This window comes from Cupriavidus sp. 05N39, assembly GCF_056397325.1.
Map to the genome: position 1 here is coordinate 16,664 of NZ_JBFTNE010000039.1, position 20,466 is coordinate 37,129.

Annotated in this window: 14 protein-coding genes; 3 read left to right on the plus strand and 11 right to left on the minus strand. The window is 66.5% G+C overall.

Translation table 11 applies throughout. The features are described from left to right. Positions 1-96: 96 nt before the first annotated feature. Positions 97-1,644, minus strand: coding sequence for an acyl-CoA carboxylase subunit beta (locus tag AC1DN0_RS19510; protein WP_477145923.1), 1,548 nt, complete (start codon positions 1,642-1,644; stop codon positions 97-99). Between the two features lie 178 nt (positions 1,645-1,822). Between AC1DN0_RS19510 and AC1DN0_RS19515 the strand changes: the two genes are divergently transcribed. Together AC1DN0_RS19515 and AC1DN0_RS19520 are read left to right on the plus strand one after the other, a co-directional pair. Further along, a complete protein-coding gene (locus AC1DN0_RS19515) occupies positions 1,823-3,568 on the plus strand; it encodes a sigma-54 interaction domain-containing protein (protein ID WP_477145924.1) in 1,746 nt (581 codons plus the stop codon). 155 nt (positions 3,569-3,723) lie between these two features. Further along, positions 3,724-5,142: a pyridoxal phosphate-dependent decarboxylase family protein gene (locus AC1DN0_RS19520; protein WP_477145925.1), complete on the plus strand. Its 1,419-nt coding sequence runs from the start codon at positions 3,724-3,726 to the stop codon at positions 5,140-5,142. Between the two features lie 174 nt (positions 5,143-5,316). Here the strand turns inward: AC1DN0_RS19520 and AC1DN0_RS19525 are convergent, their stop codons facing one another. The 4 genes from AC1DN0_RS19525 to AC1DN0_RS19540 form a co-directional block, all read right to left on the minus strand. Further along, positions 5,317-5,592: a hypothetical protein gene (locus AC1DN0_RS19525; protein ID WP_441631310.1), complete on the minus strand. Its 276-nt coding sequence runs from the start codon at positions 5,590-5,592 to the stop codon at positions 5,317-5,319. A gap of 35 nt (positions 5,593-5,627) precedes the next feature. Next, a complete protein-coding gene (locus AC1DN0_RS19530) occupies positions 5,628-6,671 on the minus strand; it encodes an EamA family transporter (RefSeq protein ID WP_477145926.1) in 1,044 nt (347 codons plus the stop codon). Between the two features lie 349 nt (positions 6,672-7,020). Then, a complete protein-coding gene (narL, locus tag AC1DN0_RS19535; protein ID WP_441631306.1) occupies positions 7,021-7,665 on the minus strand; it encodes a two-component system response regulator NarL in 645 nt (214 codons plus the stop codon). A gap of 179 nt (positions 7,666-7,844) precedes the next feature. Then, positions 7,845-9,392, minus strand: a complete 1,548-nt coding sequence (locus AC1DN0_RS19540; RefSeq protein ID WP_477145927.1) for a histidine kinase — start codon at positions 9,390-9,392, stop codon at positions 7,845-7,847. 199 nt (positions 9,393-9,591) lie between these two features. On the opposite strand from AC1DN0_RS19540, the gene AC1DN0_RS19545 reads away from it, so the two are divergent. Then, positions 9,592-11,877: a PAS domain S-box protein gene (locus AC1DN0_RS19545; protein ID WP_441631302.1), complete on the plus strand. Its 2,286-nt coding sequence runs from the start codon at positions 9,592-9,594 to the stop codon at positions 11,875-11,877. A 31-nt stretch (positions 11,878-11,908) separates the two neighbouring features. Here the strand turns inward: AC1DN0_RS19545 and AC1DN0_RS19550 are convergent, their stop codons facing one another. The 6 genes from AC1DN0_RS19550 to AC1DN0_RS19575 form a co-directional block, all read right to left on the minus strand. Next, positions 11,909-12,703: a TorF family putative porin gene (locus tag AC1DN0_RS19550; RefSeq protein ID WP_441631300.1), complete on the minus strand. Its 795-nt coding sequence runs from the start codon at positions 12,701-12,703 to the stop codon at positions 11,909-11,911. A 57-nt stretch (positions 12,704-12,760) separates the two neighbouring features. Beyond that, a complete protein-coding gene (locus AC1DN0_RS19555) occupies positions 12,761-13,723 on the minus strand; it encodes an electron transfer flavoprotein subunit alpha/FixB family protein (protein WP_441631298.1) in 963 nt (320 codons plus the stop codon). Then, positions 13,720-14,520 carry an electron transfer flavoprotein subunit beta/FixA family protein gene (locus AC1DN0_RS19560; protein ID WP_441631296.1) on the minus strand — a complete coding sequence of 267 codons (801 nt, stop codon included), beginning with the start codon at positions 14,518-14,520 and terminating at the stop codon, positions 13,720-13,722. The genes AC1DN0_RS19555 and AC1DN0_RS19560 overlap by 4 nt, the downstream gene beginning before the upstream one ends. Further along, positions 14,517-15,962 (minus strand): hypothetical protein, encoded by a 1,446-nt coding sequence (locus tag AC1DN0_RS19565; RefSeq protein WP_441631294.1) that lies wholly within the window; start codon positions 15,960-15,962, stop codon positions 14,517-14,519. The genes AC1DN0_RS19560 and AC1DN0_RS19565 overlap by 4 nt, the downstream gene beginning before the upstream one ends. A gap of 13 nt (positions 15,963-15,975) precedes the next feature. After that, complete coding sequence (locus AC1DN0_RS19570) at positions 15,976-18,138, minus strand: (Fe-S)-binding protein (protein ID WP_477111410.1); 2,163 nt, start codon at positions 18,136-18,138, stop codon at positions 15,976-15,978. A 77-nt stretch (positions 18,139-18,215) separates the two neighbouring features. Next, entirely contained in the window at positions 18,216-20,408 is a 2,193-nt protein-coding gene (locus AC1DN0_RS19575; protein ID WP_441631290.1) for an oxidoreductase, read from the minus strand. Between the last annotated feature and the right edge of the window lie 58 nt (positions 20,409-20,466).

The following is a 20,466-nucleotide window of genomic DNA, read 5'->3' on the forward strand; positions in this document are numbered from 1 at the left end:
CGGCGGGTGTTGGGTTGCGAGCGAGCATGCGCGGGCGTTGCCGGCGCCTGGTCAGTCGTCTCCATTGTTGTGATCGAGAATCCGGAGAAGCGGCGCTCAAGGCCGGATGCCAAATCGGCTGATGCCGGCTTCGCGCAGCGGTGCCGCCAGATCGGCGAACTCGCACAGCAGCGTGCGGGTATCGCGCGGATCGATGATGTCTTCGATGACGAACGCCTCGGCGCTGCGGAACGGCGAGGTCAGGCTGCGCACGCGCTGCTCGATCTCGGCGCGCTTCTGCACGGGATCGTCGGCGCCTTCGATCTCGGCCTTGTAGGCGACTTCGAGTCCGCCTTCGATCGCCAGCGAGCCCCAGTTGGCCGATGGCCAGGCATAGCGGAAGTTGAACCGCCCCATGTGCTGGTGGCCGGCTGCCGGCACGCCGTACGCGCGGCGCAGGATGACCGAGCACCACGGCACGGTCGCCTGGTAGACCGCGGCCAGCRCGCGCACGCCGTAACGCATGGTCCCTGCCTTCTCGGTCTCCAGGCCGACCTGGAAGCCGGCGATATCGACCAGGTTGACCACGGGCAGGTGGAAGGCCTGCGCCATGTCGACAAAGCGGGTGAATTTCTCCGCGGTGTCGCTGTCCCAGCCGCCGCCATAGAAGCACGGATCGCTGGCGACGACGGCCACCGGCCACCCGGCCAGCCGGGCCAGGCCCGTGACGATGGCGCAGCCCCAGTGCCTGCCGAGCTCGAAAAAGGAATCGGCATCCACCAGCGCCTGCACGATCGGGCGTATCTTGTAGACGGCACGGCTGTCCCGCGGAATGGCTGACAGCAGCCATTCGTCGCGGCGCGCCGGATCGTCGGCCGACTCGGTCCGCGGCGGCAGTTCGTAGACCGAGGGCGGCAGGTAGGACAGGAAACGGCGTGCGCACTCGAAGGCCTCTTGCTCGGTGGCGACCTCATCGTCCACCACGCCGTTGCGGGTATGGATGTGGCTGCCGCCCAGCTCGTTCTTGGTCAGCTTCTGGCCGACGCGTGCCAGCACAGGCGGGCCTGCGTTGAACAGTTGCGCGGTTTCCCTGACCATCACCGAATAGTGGCTGGCGGCCACACGCGCCGCGCCCATGCCCGCCACCGATCCCAGTGCCAGGGACACCACCGGCACCACGGACATGTTCTCCACCACGTGCTCCCAGACCTTCATGGTGGGGATCAGGGTGTGGCCCTTGATCTCGATATTGCGCACCGAGCCGCCACCGCCGGTGCCGTCCACCAGCCGGACCATCGGCAGGCGCAGGTCGTGCGCCATCTTCTCGGCGTGGATCAGCTTGTCCCCCACTGCGCCATCGTTGGCGCCGCCGCGCACGGTGAAGTCGTCCCCCACCAGCACCACCGGGCGCCCGCCGATGCGCGCCCGGCCCATGACCAGGTTCGACGGGACCAGATCCACCAGCCGCCCGTTACTGTCATAGCGGCCACTGCCGCTCAGCCCGCCGACCTCGCGGAACGACCCCGGGTCGGCGATCCCGGTGATGCGCTCGCGCACGGAAAGCTTGCCGGCCGCCTTGTGGCGCTCTACTTTGTCTTCGCCACCCATGCGGGCGGCGAGCCGCCGCCGGTARTCCAGTTCGTCGATTTCAGGCTGCCAGGTCACAGCTTGTCTCCCGTTGATGCCGGCGGAATATGTATTGGCGTTAGTAACGCACTATCCATGCCAACCTGAAGACACTTGCATGGCCCTTGATTTCATTGAAGAATTTCCCGGGCATGGCTATCATGTCCGCCACAACGACAGAATGTGTCCGCACTGAGGACACCCATGGAGACGGCCTGTGTCCTCAACAACAACACCACGGTCAGCAGCCGAAACCGTCGCGCTTGGTGCCCTGGTGCGTTTGYGCGATGGCGGCCGGGTGGCGGCGGTCGGCGCCTGTGCCGACCCCGCCATTGCGGACGCGGCGGAATCCGCCTGCGACCGTGCAACGGACCTGGCCGACGGGCGCAGGCTTTTTCCCGTTGAGGCCGGCGCTCACCGCTACATCGGGCTGTGCCTGGAAGACAGTCGCCATCAACTGATCCTTCTGCACCGCGCCGACACAAAGGCGGTGCTGCTTGACTTCCTTGGCACTGTCCCCTTTGCGGGTGCGATCCTCGACCACTTCCTGACTGGCCCATACCAAGCCATTACCGTGGTCGACCAGGATGGCCGGGTACGCTTTATCAGCCCCGTGCACGAGAGATTCCTGGGCCTGGACGCCGGCGCAGGCATTGGCCGCCCCGCGGCGAACGTCATCCCGAACTCACGGCTGCCGCAGGTGGTGGCGAGCGGGAAAGCCGAGATCGGGCAGTTGCAGCAGATGAACGGCATCGCCCGCGTGGTCAACCGCATCCCCATCCGCCAGGACGGCAAAGTGGTTGGGGCCATCGGCCAGATCATGTTCAAGGGGCCGGAAGCCATTGTGCGCATGCACAACGAGTTATCCGAGTTGCGCTCGCAGGTGGCGCGTTACCAGCGCGAGCTGGATGGCCTGCGGGAAGGCCCGTCGATCCCTGGCCTGATCGGTGAAAGCGCGCCGATGCAGCGCCTGCGCCGGGAGATCCAGACCGTGGCACGCCTTGATGTGCCGGTGCTGATCCTGGGCGAAAGCGGCACCGGCAAGGAACTGGTGGCCCGCGGCATTCACGTGACCGGGCGGGAGCCGGTCAACGAACGGCCGTTGGTCAGCCTCAACCTGGCGGCCCTGCCCGCCACGCTGATCGAGTCCGAACTGTTCGGCCATGCGCCCGGCGCCTTCACCGGAAGCCAGCGCCAGGGGCAGGCCGGCAAGCTCGAACTGGCGGCCGGTGGCACCGTTTTCCTCGACGAAGTGGCGGACATCCCGATGGAGATGCAGGTCAAGCTGCTGCGGGTGCTGGAGGACCACATGGTCGAACGCCTGGGCAGCCGCCGCGCGCAGCGGGTGGACTTCCGCCTGATCTCTGCCACCAATCGCGATATCCCCTCGCTCATCGACGCCGGGCGCYTCCGCCTTGACCTGTACTACCGGCTTAGCGGCGTGGTGCTGCGCATTCCGGCCCTGCGGCAGCGGCGCGAGGATATTCCCGCCCTGCTGCAGCATTTTGTTGGCGCTTTCTGCGAGCGCAACAACGTGCCCGTGCCCAGGATAGATCACGAGGTGGCGCGGCACCTTGCCGGCCAGCCCTGGCCTGGCAATGTGCGCCAGTTGCGCCAGCGCATCGAGGAGGCGCTGGTGTTCTGCGACGGCCGCACGCTGGGCGTCGCGGATTTTGCACGTGGGGAATCGGCGCGCGAGTCAGTGAGCATGGAAAGTCAGCTCGGCGTGCATCCGCTGGCGCAAGCGTATCCGCACGAGGATAGCGAAGCGGGCGGGCCGCCATCCCCCTCACCCACTGCCTGGTCATCCAGCGAGCCCACGGCGGGCATGAGCGAGCTCGCCTATGCCGCCGTGGTTGACGCCATCGCGCGCCACAACGGCAACAAGAAGCGCGCCGCCGAGCAATTGCGGATCTCCCGCTCCCACCTGTACAAGCTCCTGGAGCGTGGGCCGGGTGGCTAACCACTCCGGTTCGCGCACCCGCCCGGCGCACGCTGTTTGCGGTGCATGGCTGGCCTCGCATGACGCGGGTCAGTTGACAGTCCCGGATTCACGACGATTTCATGTAGCATCCTTTTACGAATTGGATCGGGATAACTTCGGGGGAGAAGGCTGGCATGTCGCACAGGCAAACCAAGGAACTCGACGTACTGAAGCGCGCCGCCGAGGCAGCCGAGCGATTCAGGGAAGCGGTCGCGACACAGCCTCCCGCCGCTTCGTACGCGGCATGCCGCCAGGCATGGGACAGCCCCACTCCCGAAGCCGGCACGCCTGCGGCGCAGACGATCGATGCCTTGCGCGCGCTGGCGGAGCCCGGGTTACAGCCCACCACAGGGCCGCGTTTTTTCGGCTGGGTGGTGGGTGCCTCGCATCCGGTCGGTGTGGCCGCCGACTGGCTCACCAGTGCCTGGGGCCAGAATTGCGCCAACCACCAAGGCTCGCCATCCGCCGCGGCGGCGGAAGACGTCGCTGCCAGGTGGCTGCTCGACATCCTGCGCTTGCCTGCCAGCGCTTCCGTCGGCTTTGTGACGGGCGCGACCATGGCGAACTTCACTTGTCTGGCCGCCGCGCGCACCCATGTCTTGCAAAAGGCCGGCTGGGATGTGGAGGCGCAGGGACTGTGCGGCGCCCCTGAAATCCACGTGCTGATCGGCGACGAAGCACATACCACCGTCTTTGCCGCGCTGCGGCTGCTAGGGTTCGGGCGGGATCGCATCAAGCGCGTGCCGAGCGGCCGCGACGGCGCCATGCTGGCGGAGCCCTTCCGTGCCGCGCTGGCAGCCTGCGAGGGCCCCGCCATCGTGATCGCGCAGGCCGGCCAGATCAATACCGGTGCGTTCGACCCGGTGCAGGAAATGCTGGCGGATATCCGCGCACGCGGTGCGTGGCTGCATGTGGATGGCGCCTTCGGCCTGTGGGCCAGGGCTTGCCCCGAGACGGCGGCGCTCGCCGCCGGTCTCGAAGCCGCGGACTCCTGGGCGACCGACGGGCACAAATGGCTGCAGACCCCGTATGACAGCGGCTATGCCATCGTCGCGCACCCGGACGCCCATCGGCGTGCGCTGACGGCCGCCRCCAGCTACCTGCCCCACGCGGCCGGCGATGAGCGCGACCCGTCGCAATACGTGCCGGAACTCTCCCGCCGCGCGCGCGGCTTCGCCACCTGGGCCATGCTCCGCCACCTTGGCCGCGCGGGCATCGCCGACATGGTGGCGCGCCATTGCAGGCTGGCGCGCCGCATGGCTGAGCGGCTGGAGGAGGAAGCGGGCATCACCGTGCTGAACCGGGTATCGCTCAACCAGGTTATCGTCAGCTTCGGTGCGGGACAGGACGATGCCACCGCCGATCGCCTGACCCGGCATGTGGTGGCTCGCGTGCAATCGGCAGGCGACTGCTATGTCGGCGGCGCCTGCTGGAAGGGCCGCGAAGTCATGCGCCTGTCGGTCATCTCCTGGCCTACCGGGGACGACGACATCGATCGCGCGGCGGACAGCATCGTCGAGGCCTGGCGGTATGTTGCCAGGCTCGATCCCTGACGATTCAGCGGTTCAGGGCACTAGATCTTGGTAACAAAGGTCCGCGCGTGATACAGCGCGGTCAGGCTGAGCGCCGTTATCACAACGATCGCGATCACGTCCGCGCCCGGATAGCCCCAAAAATCCGACATGGCAGTCTCCCAGTTGAGTTGTCGATGGTCCGCGGTGCGGGCCTTAAAGCAATCCGGTATCCAGCATCCGCTGGCGGCCGAAGTCGCTCAGCCGGAAGCGGAATCGCATCTTGTCGGCGTAAGCATCGAATTTCTCCTCGACGCTGGTCACCAGCCCGCCCGAGTACAGGTCCGTCAGGATAACGCGCACGGAGCCAATCCAGTATGGCCCTTGCTTGCCGTACTCCTCGCAGACCGACGCCGCGATATCGCTGTCCCACATGCCGTCGGTACCGGCGATCTGCTGCAGGATGAAGCCCTTGATATGCACTTTCGCCACTTGTCATCTCCGGTTCGGGGAAAATACCGCCTCGCTTACAGCGAGCGGACCACTTCGAGGACATCGCTCTTCTCCGTGTACATCAGGAAGGCGCCCGACACCACCATCGCGAGTCCCAGCAGGAAATTCCACGCCGGAAACTGCAGGGTGAAGGCAGYCAGGAATACCACCGCGAACGCGCCGTACAGCGCGGCAATGGCCTGCCCCCGGCCCACGCCGATGAGCGGGAAAGACTTGTACCAGGACACATAGCAGAAGCCGAAGGTGATGCCCGCCAGCAGCAGCCATGTGATGGCCTTGAGATTCCAGGTCTGGATGATCAGGTGGATGACATCGACATCGCCGAACAGCGCCAGCGCCGGCAGAACCAGGCACAGCCAGTAGATGGATTCCGCGGTGAAACGCACGGTGATGCCGCAATCCGGATCGGTGACATCGAGCGCGCGGCCCGCCAGCGCGCCCTCCACGCCCCAGCCGATCGCCGCCATCGCGCCGCCGAGGTAGCCCAACCATGACGTGTGCCGGGTTGACGCGCCGGAGAGTTCGCCCAGGATGCCCGGCGCATAGATAGCGATACCGCCGCCGACGATCACCAGGATGCCGAGCGCGGCACGCATCGTGATTTTCTCGTTGTACCAGATGCGTGCGATGCTGGCGCCGATGATCGGGTAAAGCAGTCCGGCGATGGCGGCGAACACCGCGCCCACATAGCCCATGGCAAGGAAGGAGCCGAAGATCGCCATCGGCCCGCCGAATATCGCGGCGGCGAAGTACCACTTGGAGATGCGCCGCACGCGCACCAGCGTGCGGCCGAAGTCCTGGAATTTGCCCAGCACGATCAGCCACAGGAACAGGAAGAGCAATACCGAGAAGGCGTTGAACGTGGTAATGACCGCCGCCGCGGTCAGGAACTGGCGGGGGTTCGCCATATCCATGGTGGCGAACGGCGCCTCCTTCCAGACCGCAGCGCCAGGTACATACCACGCGCCCCACAAGACCGCGCACCATAGCGCCCAGATAAAGCCCCAACGGATACTGCGGGCACGGAATGCCACCTTCGCTTGGCCGACGGTTGTCATGGATCCTCCTGTGGTAAGCGCGTCGGGATGCGCGCCTGTCTCCTGCTTTTTGTCTTCTTTGTCTTCAAGTCATCGGGAAGACATAGGCAGGATTATTGGAAGGCGGAGGCAGGACAGACAATAATCCAAAGGGGAGATACCTACAAAGAGGCATGAGGGCGGGGAGTTCCGGGGTGGAAATCTCGCCGAGGTGGGGTGGCATCTGGCGCCCTTGCGACCTTTGACCTTCTTGCCCACGTCGTATCCCTGGCCTGCCCCCCGGGGCGAGATACGGCGGTGCAACGCTGCCGCCAGCTGGGCCAACTACGTACAGCCGCGTCAGCCGCTAAAGCACGAAGACCCCGCCCACTCAATGCCGCTTCTGATGCTCATGACGCCAAACCACGGCCTCCAGCCGCGAATGCAAATTGAGCTTGGAAAGCACATGTTTAACATGCACCTTGACCGTCCCCACGCTAATCCCCAATTGCCGGGCAATCGTCTTGTTACACAATCCCTCGGCCAGAAAATCCAGCACCTCCGATTCCCGGGAAGTCAGGTCAGCCTGCGCGGCAGGAACCCGTTGATTCGTCGCCACCACCTGCATCAAACTACCAGTAACCGACTCACTCAACACCGAGGCTCCATTAGCAGCCCTGCGCAGGCAATCACACAAGTCCTCCGGCTCCATATCCTTGAGCAAATAGCCATGCGCTCCGGCCCGCAGCGCCGACACGACATCGCGATCGTTATCCGATACCGTCAGCATGATAAATCGCGCATCCACCTGCTTCTCCCGCAACGCGCCGATCGTCTCGATGCCGCTCATGCCCGGCATATTGAGGTCAATCAGAATCACATTGGGTTGCATGCGCACGGCCATCTCAACGCCCTCCGCGCCGGAGGCGGCCTCGCCGACCACGCGAAAATCCTTATCCATGCCGATGAGTTGCGCCAGGCCTTTGCGGAACAGGGCGTGATCGTCGATGAGCAGCACCGTATTGCTCGTCTCCATGGCCAGTTGTCTCCGTTTCATTTTTTTTCTGCGCGGCCACGGCGGTCTGTACTTCGTCCCGCCTCGGGCCGTATCGTCGCCTGTATCGGCGGCTGCTATTTGCAGGGGTAGCGGAAATGTTACACGGCATCCAGCAACGATGGCGCGTCGTTCAGGGTTTCCCCCATTGCACGCCGTTCCTACCAGTCGGGCTGCCCCACCGGGCGAAAGCGCACCGCAACGCAACATCCGCCGCCCGGCCGGGKTGTGATGGCCAGGGCACCGTCAAGGCTCAAGGCCCGCTCCCGCATGATGGCGGTGCCATACTGGTTGCGCGCATCCGCCGCAGGCTCGAAGCCAAGCCCGTCATCCTCGATGGTGATCGCCATCGCGCCATTCTCCGCGGGCAGCAACCGGACAGTAGCCTGCGAGGCCCCCGCGTGGCGCACGACATTGGAGAGGGCTTCGCGCACGATCTGCACGATATGGAATTCTTCGTTGGCGGTCAGCCGGCAGTGCTTTAGCCGGTTGTCCAGCGTCATGGCCACGCTGCTGCGGGCGCCGTACTCTTCCAGGGCCTCTTCCAGCGCGGCGGAAAGGCCTTGCGAATTGATCTGCGTGCGGAATGTCGTGATCAGTTCACGCAGCTTGCGGTAGGCGCCATTCAATCCGTCGCGCAGCTCTTCCGCCGTCGATACCAGTTCTTCGCGCCCGTCGCCCCGCTCCGACAGGGTCTGCAGCCGGCTGACCTGGATCTTCATATACGACAGCGATTGCGCCAGCGAGTCGTGCAACTCGCGTGCCATCGCCGCGCGCTCCTCGATCAGCGCCACCCGCCTCCCCTCCTGCATGCGCCGGAAACCGCCGATGGCCAGCGCCAGATGCCTGCCGACCGCTTCGCCGATCTGGCTGCCTTGCGACTGGCATTCCCGCACCGTCCCGAACACGAGGAACAGGTGGCCGTAGCGCACCTTGCCGTCGCTGATTGGCACCGCCATCCCTGCCTCGCCATCCTGCGCCGGTGCGCCATGCTCGGACATATCGAACAGCATATGCGGGCCGGCCACCACCAGCGTGCGCACGCGCTCCACCTGTGCCCAGCCGAGTTCGCCCACGTGCACCACGGCCGGCAGTTGCAGCGCTTCGCTGGTCTCGTCATCGAGGCAGATGCCGCATGCCCGCGCCGCCAGGCTATCGGCCACCGCGCCGCAGACATTGCGCAAGGCTTGCGGGCCAAGCGATTCGCCCGACAGCGCTGTCATGACCTGGTCGAGCAGGGTCAGCCAGCGGTCCTGCGGGTGGGCATCGGCCGCATTCGCCGCACCCATGCCGGCCCGCGCCTCGCCCGCATAGCGCCGCAGCCGCAGGCCAACCAGCAAGCCGCCGGCGGCAACGATCAGCAAGGCAATGCGCACCGCGATATCGACCCGCAGGTGGCGCTGCAGCGCCTCCGATACATCGACGGCAGCCTGCTCGAGCAGCGGCATGGCGCCCGTCACCGTCCCTGACGCGCCCGGCTGTYCCACCTCGGCGAGCGCGGAGCCGAACGGCGGGTCGGCCAGCAATGCCCGCGCTTCCACCAGCCATTGCCGTGCTTCGCCATTGGCTTCGTTGCCGCGCGCGAAACCGCTGCCGCGCTGCCGCAATTCGGCCGCCTTGGTCATGAACCGCACCGCCTCGCTGGACCACGCAGCCGTCAGCACGGGCTGCACCATCAGTGCCAGCGCGGCCAGCGCGGCGACCGTCATCACCACCATCCAGGGACGCGCGCGATGGTGTTGCTGAGCGAAAAAAAGCAAGTATGATGGCGAGGCGCGTCTGGCAGGCACGGGATTGCTATTCATCGGATCACCTTGGGTCGCAACGCGCATTCAGTCCCGGACCGATCGCATGCAAGTCAACAAGCGAACGCCGGGAAATAATAATAGGGAGACGAGAGGGATTAGCGTGAGGGGGAGCATCATGCTGGCCGTGTGGCTGTATCTGAGCGGCGCGGCCGCCGCCTGCGGCTATGCCATTGGCGCCACCATGGGCTGGCTGCCCAGCAGTACACCGCTTGCCGTGGGCTGTCTCGGCGCAGCGCTGGTGCTGGTATCGGTGGCAACCGCCACCAACCGGCGCCTGCCCGCCAGACTGGCCGACCCCGGCACGCATCGCCCGAGTGTCGGGCCGATTCCGCTGCATCACGACTATCGTGCCCTGGTCGACGGGATCGAGGACATCGTGTTCGAGACCGATGCCGATGCCACATTCCATTTCCTGAATCATGCGTGGAAGTCCGTCACCATGCTGGATGTGCACCTTTGCCTGCACACTCCCGTGTTTCGTTATGTCCATCCCGATGAGCAAGCGCTCAACCGCGAACAGTTTCTCACAATCCTCTCCCAGAACAGCGATGCGTGCCGCTACGAGACGCGCCTGATCTGCCACGACGGGCGGCCGCGCTGGATGGAGGTGCGGCTGCGGCCCCGCTTCGACGGCCACGGCCGGGTAACCGGCACCACCGGCATGATGACCGACATCCAGTCCCGCAAGCGCGCGGAGGATGTGCTGCGCGCGCGCGACCGCAGTCTGTCGACCCTGCTGGACCACCTGCCCGGAATGGCGTTCCGCTGCCGCAACGACCGGCGCTGGACCATGGAGTTCGTCAGCGATGGCTGCTTCGAACTGACCGGCATGGAGGCGGTGGACCTGCTCAACCACCCGTCCTACGACGAGCTGATCCATCCCGACGACCGCGCTTATGTGTGGGACTACGTGCAGAGCCAGCTGGCGCAGCACAGGGCATTCCACCTGCGCTACCGCATCCGCACCCACGCGGGGCAGGAGAAATGGGTCAGCGAGCGCAGCCGCGGCATCTTCGCCGGCAACGGCACGCTGCTGGCCATCGAAGGATTCATCTCCGACATCAGCAGCCAGAAACGCGACGAGGAGCGCGCCGAGCGCGAGCCGCTGCACGACCGGCTGACYGGCCTCAAGAGCCGCGCCCTGCTGCTCGACCGCATCGATCTCGCCCTGCGGTACGGCGCGCCCTTCATGCTGCTCTGCCTGGATGTGGACAACCTGAAACGGATCAACGAACGGCATGGCCGCGCCTTTGGCGACCAGTTGCTGGCCCGCCTGGGCGAGCGCCTGGCCACCTGTTGCGGCCCGGGCATCTCGGCGGGACGCAGTGGCGGCGACGAGTTTGCGATTCTCGTCTTGCAGGCGCCGGCCAGCGAGGGAAGCCCGGCTCTCGACCCTGCCCGCTTTGCGGGACGCACGCAGAACGAGCGCCGGCTCGCCGCGGTGATCTCCGCATTGACGCTGGTGGACACGATCGCCGCCATGCTGGACACGCCGTTCGAGATCGACGGCATCTCCGCCTCCATCAATGCCAGGCTCGGCATCGCGATCCGGATCGCCAACCAGCCCGATGCCCGTTCCCTGCTGCGCGACGCCTTGCGCGCCGTGTATTCGGCGCAATGGCAAAGCGCCAATGGCACGGTGCGCTACGCCTTCGCGGGGGAAACGGCCCGGCGCACGGCACAGGCCTGGCGCCGCTCCCTCGGCGAATTCGCGCGCGCGTTCAGCTCGCATGGGCTTCAGGTGAGCCTGGCGCAGGTCATACCGCTTGGCGACGGCCCGCGCTGGGCGGAGGGATCGGCATGCTGGCACAGCACGCGCTCCGGCGCCATCCCGGCCGCGCATCTGTTCCTGTATGCGGCCCAGGCCGGCACACTGGACCAGTTGGCAGAACGCTACCTGCTCGCCATCTTCGACCAGGCCTACCCGTTGCTCGAACCACAGCAACGGCTTTGCCTGTGCCTTGACGCGGTGCCGCTCGACGCCATGGTGCTGCGGGGCCTGCAGGGCGCATTGCGGGCCATCGGCGACAAAGCGACCCTCGCCCGTATCGACGTGCTCCTCCCGCAATTCGCGGATCGCGGCCTTGCCGAACTCGATGTCACCCTTGCCGGCTTGCGCCGCGATGGTGTCCGCGTGGGCGTCGACCTGACCCCGGCCACCGCGCACGATGGCCCGTCCTTGCCCGACTGGACGCTGCTTGCGGATTTCTGGCGCATCCGGATGGATGCCGGCGCCGCGGATACGAGCCGCCTGGCGCGCCTGCTGCGGATCGCCGCCAGGCACGGCATCCCGGTAGCGGCGGCGGGAGAACCCGATGGCGCCGGCGGCCAGGGCCGCTTCCAGCATCGGGTCGGGCTCGCGGAGCCCATCGGGGTGGAAGCTTAGGCGGCCACCGGCGCCAGTGCCAGGCATGGCATCAGAAGGTTTTCTTCAGGCCCAGGATCCAGTGCGCGGTGCCAATCTTCTTGCCGTCCACCACCCACAGCGCGCGGTCGGCATTGGTCCCCGTATAGGCAAACGAGACGATCCAGCCCTCGCCAAAGGTCTTGCTAAGCGCGGCGCGCCAGTCCGTATAGTTGAAATCGCCGTAGTTGCGCACCCATTGGCGGCCCACGTGCAGCCCCAGCGTGACGTCCCACGGCAGCGGCACGTCCGCGTTCAGCTCCAGGTAGCCGCTGCCATGCGAATTGCCTTTGCCCGTGCCCATCGACGCGCTGTCGTAGCCGAAGAAATTGGTCAGCGTGCGCGAGTACTTCAGCGTCAGGATTTTCCAGCCGACGGCGCCATACAGTTCCAGCGTGTTGTATTTTTCGTCCGAGTCCGGCAGCTTGGGGTTTTCCGGATAGTAGAACTGCAGCAGGCCGACATCGAAGCGCCAGTCGCCGAACGACCTGGCATAGCCTCCGTACAGATCCAGCTCCAGGCTGGCGCCGTTGATCGCCTTGCTGCTGACATTGGTGCCCCAGATGCCGGCATACAGGCCGCTCTCATGGGCATAGTCGAAGCCGCCCTGGAGCGCCGGACGGTCCTGCGTATACGTGATGCCGCGGAATACATAGTTGCTCATGAGCGCGACGTTCGCGCTCACGGTATGGGGACTGGCGGGCGGTTTCGGTTCTTCCTGCGCGAACGCGCAAGACACCGCGCCCGCCCCGCCCGCCAGAAAACAGCCCGAAGCTACCACCCTGGCCCAGGATTGCGACAATTTCATGGTTCACCTTCGACAAGGAAAAGGCGGCAATCGCGCGAGGGCGGTGCCGGAACGCGATCAGAAGTGGTTTTGCAGTTCCTTGCCGATATCGAAGATATCGCCCACGATGCCGTACTTGGCGATAGTGAAGATGGAGGCCTCCGGATCGGTATTGACCGCCACGATGGTGTCCACGTGCTTCATGCCGGCCATATGCTGGACCGAGCCCGAGATGCCCATCGCCACGTAGAGCTTGCAGTTGGCCGCGGTCTTGCCGGACTGGCCGACCTGGCGAGATTTCGGCAGCCAGCCCGAATCCGCGATGGGCCGGGAGCAGCCGAGCGTGGCGCCCACCGAGTCGGAGAGTTCCTTGAACTGCTCGACGTTGTCTTCCTCGCCCACGCCACGGCCGATGGAGAGGATGAAGTCGGCACCCGGGATATCCACGTCGTCGCCGCCCGCCGGCTCCTCAAACGCCAGATGCTGGCTGCGCGGCGTCACCTGCGGCGCGGGCAGGCTCGTTATGGCCGGCGTGCCGGCTGCCTCCACCGGCTTGAACGAGCCGGGCCGCACCGTCAGCACCACCGTGGCGTGCCCCGGGAACTCCATCTCCACGTTCACCTTCTGCCCGTAGCCCGAGCGGGTGGCCACCCAGCCGTCCCCGTCGCGCTCCACCTTGAACACGTCGGTGGTGAACCCGTGGCCGTCGCGCACCACCAGCGGCGCCGCGTAGCCCAACGTATCGATGCTATGCGGCAGCAGCACCAACGAAGGCTGCCGCGCGGCGATCAGCGCGCGCACCGAAGCTTCATATACCTCCGGATCGAAGGCATCCCCGGCGCTCTGCACCGTCACGATCTCATCCACCCCCGCCAACTGCAGCGCCTGCGCGTGGCGCGCCGGGTCGGCGGCGATCAACGCCACCTGTACCGGCTCGCCGCTGGATGCCTTCAGCGAAGTTGCCAGGCCGATCAGCTCGCGGCTGACCGGACGCAGTTCTCCCTTGCGATGCTCGACTACCACCAGAATGCCCGCCATCATGCTTCTCCCCTGAATTCCTTGATGATCTTCGCCAGTTGCGATGCCTGCTCCGCGGGGGTGCCCTCGATCATCTGGGCGCGCCCTTTCTCCGGCACATACATGCGCCGCACCCGCGACAGCGATCCCGCCGCGCCGGTATCGCCGGCCGCCAGTCCGATGTCGTCCGGCCCGACCACCTCGATGGGCCGTGCCGCCGCCTGCTTGATGCCGCGCAGCGATGCGTAGCGCGGCGTGTTGATACCCAGTTGCAGCGTGAGCACGGCCGGGGTGTTGATCTTCACGACGGCGTAGGTGCCGCCCTCCAGCTCGCGCCGCACCGTTGCCGTGCCCTCGCCCGGGGTGTATTCCAGCGCGGCCACCACCGCCGCATGGGGTGTGTCCAGCAGGCCCGCCATGGCCATGCCGGTGGCGCCGAAAGCGTGATCGGAAGCCTGCACGCCAGCAAAAACAAGATCGGCGGACTCGCGGCGGGCAAGCGCGGCCAGCACGCGCGCCACCGCGATCGGGTCGGCCTCTTCCAGGGCGTCGTCCCAGACGCGGACCGCGCGGTCGGCGCCCTTGGCCAGGCACTTGCGCAACTCCTCGTCGGCGCTGTCGGGCCCCACCGTGGCCACGACCACCTCGATGTTGTCCCCGCCAGGCCCCTCCTTCAGCCGCATGGCCTCTTCCAGCGTGAAGTTGTCCCACTCGTTCAGGTCGTGCACCAGGAAGTCGGGGTCGATATCGCGGTTGTCACCGCGCATCTCGAAGTCCTCGTCCAGCGAAGCCACCTGCTTGATCGTCACCAGTATCTTCATAGCGTCTCCATCGTCATCAGCGGTGCTGATTGTTCGGCTCTCGGCGGAGCCTCGGTATGCGCGGCGGCGGGCACGCCGGCCAGCCGCGCGAAATGACTGAATATGCGGAAGCGAACCTGCGTGTCGGGGTCGTCCCGCATGCGCCAGCGGTCCGCATCCGTGAAATTGGGGTGATCGAGCACCATCGCCCGGTGCAGCGCATAGCCATCCTGACGCAAGGCGAGCAGCACGCCGCGCGGTGCGGCGCGGTTCAGGATCACTGCCCGGCGCACGTCCGGACTCTCGTGCGCCGCCAGCCTGGAAAGCTGCGCAGGCGATGTGGCGGCATTGCGCGCCACGCCCGCCAGCACGTCCACGCTGGCGCTGCGCGCGAGCCGGCGCAGCAGCGGCGGCGCCAGTTCGTCGCGGTAGACCACGCCCGCCTGGACCCAGTCCTCAGGGTCTGCGCCAAGCCGCTCAAGTACGGCAGCGGGACAGGCTGGATGCCGGGCGGCGGCGCGCCGTACTTCGGCATGAGCGTCCGCAGCGGCAATCGCCAGGAGCGCCGGCGGGCAAGCCGCATTGCGGGCCACCGTGCGGCGCACCCAGGAATCGGTGTCCTCCTGCAGCCAGCCGGCCATTCTTGCCGACAGGTCCGCCCGCGCCGCCACCGCGCGGCGCACGCCGGCCTCGGCATCGAAGCAAAGCGTCAGCAGCGCTTGCGCGGGCACGGCGGCATGGGCGGCGGCCGCGCGCCGCACGGTCGGGTCGGCATCGGCCGCCAGTTGCCGCAGTAGCGCCACCGGCGCGCGCGGATGCCGCGCCCCGCAGCGCCGTTCCAGCACGGTCTCGGGCACGGCCTCCAGCAAGCGGCCAGGGCAATGCGGATGCAGCAAGACCTGGGCGCGCACGGCCGGCTCGTCTACCGCCGCCGCCCACAGGGACAGCAACGTATCCGCGGCGGTGGCCAGGTTGATGGCAAGCAGGCGGTGCAGCACCGGCAGGTGGCGCCGCTCCAGCGCCGCCAGCACATCGGCAGCGGTACCCGTGTTCTCGCACAGTGCCCGCAGAATCTCGACCTGCGCGGTGCCTTCGGCCATCTGCGCCAGCACGCCGCGCGGCATGTTCGTATGCCTGGCCAGCAGCAGGCGCAGGCGCTCGCCCCCGCCGCCGCGCCAGAGCGTCACCAGCGCCTGCGCGGGAGCGGCCGGATTGCGCGCCAGGCGCAAGCCGACCGCAGCATCGTCGCGGGCGATCGTGGCAAGCCGCGCCAGTACCGCTGGCGCAAGGAATCCCGCCGACGCCAACAGCAAACGGTCCTGGCGGGCATCGAACAGGCGCGGCAGCAAGCACGCCTGGTGTGCCGGCAACGCGTGCGGATAGAGCGCAGCGGCCGCGTAAGGCTCCGCGTCTTCCTGCGCACGCCGCAGCAGCTCGTTCCAGTGCCGGCCCGAGAATCGCATCTCCGCCCCCGCCCTAAGCTTCCACCAGGCCGATAGCGGCATGGCTGGCCGGGGCGGCCTCAGCCGGCTCAGCCAGGGCGTCGCGGATCAACTCGATCAACTCGCGCACCACGAACTTGCCTTCGTAACCGCTGGTCTTCAGGGCGTCCTCGAACATGGTCAGGTCCTTCGGACAGCACACCACGAAGACTTCCAGCCCTTCGATGCCGGCGGCCTCGCGCATGCGGTTCTGCGACGGCTTTTCCACGCCGACCGGGTCGGGCATCCAGATGCGGCCGCCACCGGCGCCGCAACAGAAGGAGTTGTCGCCATGGCGCGGCATTTCCACCAGTTCGCAGCCGATCTGCTTCAGGATGTCACGCGGCGCGCCATAGCCCTTGTTGAAGCGACCAAGGTGACAAGGATCGTGCAGGGTCACGCGCAGGCGCTGCGGCTGGCGCACCTTGATCTGGCCCTGCTCCAGCATGCGCTGCACGTAGCTGGTGTAGTGCTCGATCTCATAAGTGCCCCCAAAATCCGGGTATTCGTTGCGGATGGTGTTGTACGAATGCGGGTCGGTGGTAACGATGCGTTTGAATTGCGCGGTGCCCAGGGTCACGATATTGGTCTCGGCCAGCAGTTCGTAAAGGCCTTCCTCGCCAACGCGGCGCACATCGTTGCCCGCATTCGACTCGCCCTCGAACAGCAGGCCGAACTTCACGCCGGCATCGTGCAGCAATGTGGCGAACGCCTGACTGACTTTCTGGTTGCGCGGATCGAACGAGGCATAGTCGCCCACGAACCACAGCAGATCCACCGGTTCCTTGCGCGCGTCCTTGATCTCGAACGGCAGCGTTTTGGTCCAGGCCGCGCGCTTGCGCTTGGATTCCCCGAAGGAGTTGCCGGTCTTGTGGATCGTCTGCAGGGTCTTCTGCAGTTGCGGCTCCATATCGCCGTCTTCCACCAGCTTGCGGCGCATCTGGACGATGATGGGCACGTGTTCGATCGCCACCGGACAGATCTCCACGCAGGCCATGCAGGTGCGGCAGGACCACAAGGTCTCCATGAACACCTGGCCGCCGTCCTTGCCGTGCGGGCTCAGCTTGACCTCGTCCGGCAGGGCTTGCTTCTGCAGCGCATCGTTGGCGAACTCGCGCAACGAGAGGATCACGTCGCGCGGAGACAGCGGCGCGCCAGACGCTTGCGCCGGACAGGCCTCGTGGCAGCGGCCGCACTTGGTGCAGGCATCCAGGTTGAGCAGGTGCTTCCAGGTGAAATCGGTGATCGTGCCGTAGCCGACCTTGTCCCCGGTGGCCGCCTGGCGCGGCAGGCGCTGCGCAGCCAGCGGATCCCGCAGCATCAGCGAACCGGCGGCGGTGAAAATGTGCTTGACCTTGGTGAAGGGGATCAGCGCGATCAGCGTCAGCGCCAGCAGGCCGTGGAACCACCACAAGCCGGAGCGCAAGACGCCTGCCGCCCCGGCGCCGACGCCCACGGTGCGCATCGCCTCGGCCAGCGCGGCGCCGAACGGCGACCACCAGCGCAACGCCCACACCTCGGGTCTTTCCTGCAGCCAGACCAGCCGCGCGGCTTCGAGCACGTAGCCGGTCACGCCGATGATGATCAGGGCCCACAGGAAGGCCCAGTCCTCGCGGCGGTAGCCGCTGCGGTCATAGCCCGGCTCTCCCGGCTTGCGGTCCGGCCGGGTGTAGTCGAGCTTGGGCGGCTTGATCCAGCCGCGCCGGATCATCATGTAGACCAGCCCGGCGATCATGGCCACGCCGGCGCAGTCGAGCACCAGCGAGAACCACAGGTAGAACTTGCCGTGCCAGAAGCGCAGGCCAAGCAGCTTGCCGGTGATGTCGTATTCCAGCGTGATCGTGGCGGTGCCGATAAACAGCAGCGCGAAGCCGTAGAAGATCAGCCGGTGCGCACGGCCGGCGGCGGGATCCCGCCGGGCGATGGTGCGGTGGCTGGCAACGGTGCGGCACATCTGCATGAAGCGCTTGCCGATTTCCAGCGGCGTGCCCAGCGGCTGGCCGCGCCGGTACTTGCGGATCTGCACGTAGGTGCCGTAGCAGAACACGCCGATGGCAGCGAAGCCCACCAGGTAGAACAGCACGATGGCAGGTGACGAGAATCCTTCAAACAGGACGCGGGTGACCTGGAGCGGGTCGAACTTGTCTGCGGCTGGCATGGCGGCTTCCGTCTGTGTGGATGCGGGGGCGCGAAGCGTCCGGCGGGAACGGCCTGCGTGGCCGTTCCCTGCCCGGATCAGATCTTGTAGATGATCTCRAACGTGCCTTCCTTCTTGTGCGGCACGCCCCAGACCGGCACCTCGCGGCGGTAAGGCAGCGGGATCTGCGCGTCCGCCTCCTCGATCTCGCGGGCCAGGCGCTGGCCGCCGAAGGTGGCATCCGCGATCAGCCGCGGCGCTTCCGCATCGCCGATCAGGTACACGCCCTTGATGCCGACGCTTTCCCAGCGGTCCTCCGCCGCTTTCAACTGGCGGTGCAGCGTATCGTTGGAGCGGCGGCCGGTCACCAGCACCAGCGAGTCGAACTCCAGCCAGCGATGGCTCTTGTTCTCGTCGCGCGGCGACTTGCCGGGGCCGCGGTAGGTACGACGCGATCCGTCGCCCCAGATGTTGTAGATCTCCAGCCGGCCCGGCTCGATGCGGCTGCAGAAATGGTCGCCCATCTCCTTGACCTTGAGCTCGTGCAGGCGCCGCATCATGTTGGGATATTCCAGCGTGAAGTGCATGTAATTGGCCAGGTGCACGCCGCTGACGATGGTCACCTCATGCCCGGCCGTGGCCAGCTTCTCGGCCAGGCTCGGCGCCATGAAGTAGGTGTCGGCGTTGAGGATCACCACCCGCTTGCCGATCGCCTTCTTACCGGCGATCACCTGCTCCGGCGTCAGCTGGTCGTCGCGCGAGGCGTCCGCGCCCGGGATCGGGTCGTGGGTCAGGCAGTTGGTGCCGTCGGTGACCCAGTGCGAGCCGGTGGCGATCACCACCTTCTCGGCGCCGTATTCCAGGATGGCGTTGGCCGTCAGCGCCTTCTGCCCCAGCGCAAGCTGGCTCTGCTTGTTCTTCTTCAGCAGCTTGTTGATCTGGGTTTCGCGGTAGTCGCGGTGATAGCCCCACTCGCCCAGGCCAGGCAGCGTGATGATCTGGTTCAGGTGGCCGCCGATCTTCTCGGCCTGGTCCACCAGGTGGACCGTATGGCCGCGCTCCATCAGCACGCGCGCGCATTCCGAACCGGCCGGGCCGGCGCCGACCACCAGCACCGCGTCGTCGGACTTCCTCCTGGCAAACCTCTCCGGGTGCCAGCCGCGGCGGTATTCCTCGCCGGCGGTGGCGTTCTGCGTGCAGATCATCGGCGGGCCGCCGATTTCCCAGCGCGAGATGCAGACGTTGCAGCCGATGCAGACGCGGATGTCATCGATGCGCCCTTCCTCGATCTTCTTCGGCAGGAACGGATCGGCAATCGACGGACGCGCCGCGCCGATAATGTCGGCGATGCCCTTGGTCACGATCTCGGTCATCTTCTCGGGATCGGTAAAGCGCCCCACGCCCAGCACGGGCTTTTTCGACACCTGCTTGATAAAGCGCGTCCAGGGGATCTGGTGGCCTTGCAGGTTGAAGCGCGAGGGGCCGGCGTCCTCGCCCCACTCGGCGATATCCCCCACATCCACGTCCCACAGGTCCAGCAGCGAATCCGCCATCTCGACGAACTTCATGCCGTCCTGCTCCACCTCGATGCCCGCGCAGCCGTACAGCGAGTCCACCGCGAAGCGCGTGGCGATGGCGCAGTCGTCGCCCACGGCGCGGCGCACCTTCTCCAGCGTCTCCAGCCAGAAGCGGGCACGGTTCTCCAGCGAGCCGCCGTACTTGTCGGTGCGCTTGTTGTAGTACGGCGAGAGGAACTGCAGCGGCAAGTAGGAGTGCGCGCCATACACGTAGACGATATCGAAACCCGCGTCACGGGCCCGGTAGGCGGCGTCGACGTAGTACTGCTGCACCTGCGCGATATCGCGCAGATCCATCTCCTTGCAGTAGGTCAGCGTTTCGAATTCCGACGCGTACTGGCTCGGGCCGCGCGGCGTGGCCCGGCTTTCCATGCAGGGCGCGTGCGCGCCGCCATACCACATCTCGATGCCGGCCAGCGCGCCGTACTTATGCACCTCGTCGGTCATCGCGCGCAGGTTGCGCACGTCGCCCTCGTCCCAGATCCGCGCCGACAGCCGGTGCGTGTCGTCGGACTCCGGGTGGATGGAGCAGTATTCCGTATTCAGCGCGGCCCAGCCCCCTTCGGCCTTCAGCGAACGGTGCGCGGCCTGGAAGCCGGGCAGCGTGGACCCGGCGCCGATGCAATGAGGCACCTGGTAGAACCGGTTGCGCAATGTCTTGGGACCGATCTGGATCGGTTCGAACAGGATGTCGTAGCGTGGGTCGCGGGCCATTTTTTGTCTCCAGCCGGTTTGTAAGGCGATCGCGCAAGGCGTCGCAAGCAGTGCGGAG

What these genes read in the sequence shown, in the direction of transcription:
- narL (WP_441631306.1), bottom strand. Translation starts at nt 7,665, where the DNA reads ATGGAGACGAGCAATACGGTGCTGCTCATCGACGATCACGCCCTGTTC.
- AC1DN0_RS19550 (WP_441631300.1), bottom strand. Translation starts at nt 12,703, where the DNA reads ATGAAATTGTCGCAATCCTGGGCCAGGGTGGTAGCTTCGGGCTGTTTT.
- AC1DN0_RS19555 (WP_441631298.1), bottom strand. Translation starts at nt 13,723, where the DNA reads ATGATGGCGGGCATTCTGGTGGTAGTCGAGCATCGCAAGGGAGAACTG.
- AC1DN0_RS19560 (WP_441631296.1), bottom strand. Translation starts at nt 14,520, where the DNA reads ATGAAGATACTGGTGACGATCAAGCAGGTGGCTTCGCTGGACGAGGAC.
- AC1DN0_RS19565 (WP_441631294.1), bottom strand. Translation starts at nt 15,962, where the DNA reads ATGCGATTCTCGGGCCGGCACTGGAACGAGCTGCTGCGGCGTGCGCAG.
- AC1DN0_RS19570 (WP_477111410.1), bottom strand. Translation starts at nt 18,138, where the DNA reads ATGCCAGCCGCAGACAAGTTCGACCCGCTCCAGGTCACCCGCGTCCTG.